Source organism: Mesorhizobium sp. P2_A12 (assembly GCF_056405075.1).
The window spans coordinates 1-959 of sequence record NZ_JBFUCU010000082.1 but is presented as its reverse complement, the minus strand read 5'-3'; the positions used below and the strand labels follow the sequence as shown (position 1 = coordinate 959).

1 protein-coding gene is annotated in these 959 nt (G+C 65.9%); it reads right to left on the bottom strand.

The genetic code is table 11. The features are described 5' to 3' along the window. On the bottom strand, window positions 1–959 hold a 959-nt coding region (gene groEL / locus AC1DZU_RS35580; RefSeq protein WP_477292131.1), incomplete at both ends, for a chaperonin GroEL.

Here is a 959-nt window from a genome sequence, read left to right as displayed (position 1 = left end):
TCCATGCCGCCCATGCCGCCCATGCCGCCGCCGCCCATGCCGCCAGGCATGCCGCCGCCAGCCGACTCCTTCTTCGGAGCCTCCGCGATCATGGCTTCGGTGGTGACCAGCAGGCCGGCGACCGAGGCCGCGTCCTGGAGAGCCGTGCGCACGACCTTGACCGGGTCGACGATGCCCATGGCGATCATGTCGCCATATTCGCCGGTCTGGGCGTTGAAACCGAAGGTCGCGCCCTTGTTGTCAAGGATCTTGCCGGCAACGATCGAGGCTTCCGCACCGGCGTTGGCCGCGATCTGGCGGGCCGGAGCCTGCAGCGCACGACGCACGATGCTGATGCCAGCGGTCTGGTCGGAGTTGGCGCCGACAGCGTTGATGCTAAGCGAAGCGCGCAGCAGGGCAACGCCGCCGCCGGGAACGATGCCTTCTTCGACGGCCGCGCGTGTCGCGTTCAGCGCATCGTCAACGCGGTCCTTCTTTTCCTTGACTTCGACTTCCGTCGCACCGCCGACGCGGATCACCGCAACGCCGCCCGCGAGCTTCGCGAGACGTTCCTGCAGCTTCTCCTTGTCGTAGTCCGACGTGGTCTCTTCGATCTGCTGCTTGATCTGGGCAACGCGGCCCTGGATCTCGGCCTTCTTGCCGGCGCCGTCGACGATGGTGGTGTTCTCCTTGGAGATCGACACCTTCTTGGCGCGGCCAAGCATGTTGAGGCCGACGTTCTCGAGCTTGATGCCGAGGTCTTCGGAGATGACCTGGCCACCGGTGAGGATGGCGATGTCTTCCAGCATGGCCTTGCGGCGATCACCGAAGCCCGGCGCCTTGACGGCGGCGATCTTCAGGCCGCCACGCAGCTTGTTGACGACCAGCGTGGCCAGAGCCTCGCCTTCGACGTCTTCCGAGATGATGAGCAGCGGCTTCGAGGTCTGCACGACGGCTTCGAGAACCGGCAGCATGGCCTG